This is a genomic window from Mesorhizobium sp. M7A.F.Ca.MR.362.00.0.0, assembly GCF_004023175.1.
Taxonomy (GTDB): Bacteria; Pseudomonadota; Alphaproteobacteria; order Rhizobiales; family Rhizobiaceae; genus Mesorhizobium.
This window is the reverse complement of sequence record NZ_RZTF01000842.1, coordinates 1-774: the sequence shown is the minus strand read 5'-3', so window position 1 is coordinate 774 and position 774 is coordinate 1. Positions and strand designations below refer to the sequence as shown.

The 774-nt window shown below is 61.9% G+C and carries 1 protein-coding gene and 1 pseudogene; one reads left to right on the top strand and one right to left on the bottom strand.

Translation table 11 applies throughout. The annotated features are described in order from the left end of the window. Positions 1-192 precede the first annotated feature (192 nt). Positions 193-366, top strand: coding sequence for a hypothetical protein (locus EOC06_RS38095; RefSeq protein WP_206631378.1), 174 nt, complete (start codon positions 193-195; stop codon positions 364-366). An 8-nt stretch (positions 367-374) separates the two neighbouring features. On the opposite strand, the pseudogene EOC06_RS38090 reads toward EOC06_RS38095, so the two are convergent. After that, positions 375-774: pseudogene (locus EOC06_RS38090) on the bottom strand (dihydroorotate dehydrogenase (quinone)); the annotation flags it as partial.

Below are 774 nucleotides of genomic sequence, written 5' to 3'. Positions count from 1 at the left end.
TGGTGCTGATTTGCGCCAGTGACCCGCCGCACAGGCGGGTTTTTCGTTTGATGCTACGTCAGCCAATGCGCCGGCGAGGCTCCGAAGCAACCCGTTAAACCGAGTTCGTTGCCCTGCTGTGCGGTCGGATGCACTTGCACTTCCAGTCGATTTCCGACAGACTTGATGCACCAATTGTTCCAGGGCGAGCTTATGCGAAGCTACCTGCCATATGTCTTGGGCGCGGCGCTGGGATTGCTCGCTACGTTCATTCTCTCCGCGGTTTCTGGCATCGGCGGCACCGCGCAATTGCTTCTCTTCGGCGTGTTGCCTGCCATCGGCGGCGCCATTTGCGAGCGGGCCGTCAGCCGCAATCTACGCTCCTGAGAGCAGGCTCAGAGTTGCCTGGACGCCCAGAAGTCGAGGCGGCTGCCGCGCAACTCGCAAATCGACTTCAGCCGTTCCTTTTCGACGAAACGGACCATTCCGGAAAGGATACGGCCTGGCAGTGAAGGCCCGGCATAAATCATGCCGGTGTAGAGCTGGACCAGATCAGCACCCGCACGGACCTTGTCCAACGCCGCCGACGCCAATGATGGCGCGGTCCGGTCCGAGCAGCTTGCGCATCTTCGCCAGCACGATGGTCGAACGCTCGAACAGCGGCTTGCCGGAGAGTCCCCCGGTCTCGCGCGCGTTGTGGCTACTGCGCAATGGCGGTCGGGAGATGGTGGTGTTGGAGACGATGACGCCGTCCACCTGCTTTTCGGTGACCTCGGCGGCGATGTCCTCCAGCTC